A 1,029-nucleotide genomic window follows, 5' to 3' on the forward strand; every position below is an offset into this window, starting at 1 on the left:
GCTACGAGCGCAAAGCGGACCACTTCCTCGCCTTCACCAGCATCGCCTGCACCCTTATCTGCTACCGCAGACTCGCCAAATGAGATGACATCTTAGCCGGAAAGGTTGTGTAACAGCCTGATTCGGGTTCCACCCGCCCACCCCGGTACAGGCCACCGGAAGGATGATCCGTAGCGTTGACGATGTGGACGAGCAGGCCGCAGGCCATGGTCAGGGGTGACGGTCCATAAGGGTGCGAGGACCCGTCTTTAACGATCAACTGGGGTGACGGATCATGGTGGGGTAATACGTAGTCATGAACTCGGCGATCAGAAATGAGAGTTAGATGGCCCGCTGATACCGAGGGCCGCAACGGGTCGACCGCGTGTGGAGGGCCGTGCCTTTCCAGCTGTTGTTCTAGGCGATGTCTTTCCGATCACCTGATTGTTGGGCTGGCTGTGAGGGATCGGGAGATGTGTGACGCCGTGTGGGCGGTGGTCGAGCCGCTGCTGCCGCCTGCGGGTCGTGTCTGAGGCAGGTGGTGCGATCACCGCCGGGTTCTCGAGGGCATCGTGTTCACGTTCCGGACCGGTGTGTCCTGGAGGGATCTGCCCGAGCGGTTCGGGCTCTGGCAGACGGTGCGCGGACGCTGCGCCCGCTGGGTGGCCGACGGCGCCTTCGGCCGGCTCGGCCGGAGCCCAGAGCGGGGCGGAGGTGGACTGGCTGTCGCGGTGGACTCCACCGTCGTGCGGGCCCATCAGCACACCGCGGTCAAAGGGGGGTTGAGGAACGAGGGCTCGGGCGCTCCCGTAGCGGGCTGAGCAGCAAGATCCACCTGGCCTTGCGACGGGCGGGGGCGACCGCTGTCTGTCACGGTCACGCCGGGTTCCCGCGACGACTGCACGCAGGCCGAGGCGGTCATCGACCGCATCCGCGTCACCCGGCCCGGGCCGGGACGGCCCCGCGTCCGGCCGGATCAGGCGGTGGCGGACAAGGGCTACTCCGCCCGCTCCTTCCACGCCTACCTGCGCAGACGCGGAATCAAGGCGG

General features: G+C 66.6%; 2 pseudogenes. Both read left to right on the plus strand.

Annotation, left to right across the window (positions count from 1 at the left end):
* Nucleotides 1-533: 533 nt before the first annotated feature.
* Nucleotides 534-800, plus strand: a pseudogene (locus ACF08N_RS38135) (transposase); the annotation flags it as partial.
* A gap of 33 nt (nucleotides 801-833) precedes the next feature.
* A pseudogene (locus tag ACF08N_RS38140) lies at nucleotides 834-1,029 on the plus strand (transposase); the annotation flags it as partial.

The organism is Streptomyces sp. NPDC015127 (assembly GCF_043080095.1).
Lineage (GTDB): Bacteria > Actinomycetota > Actinomycetes > Streptomycetales > Streptomycetaceae > Streptomyces.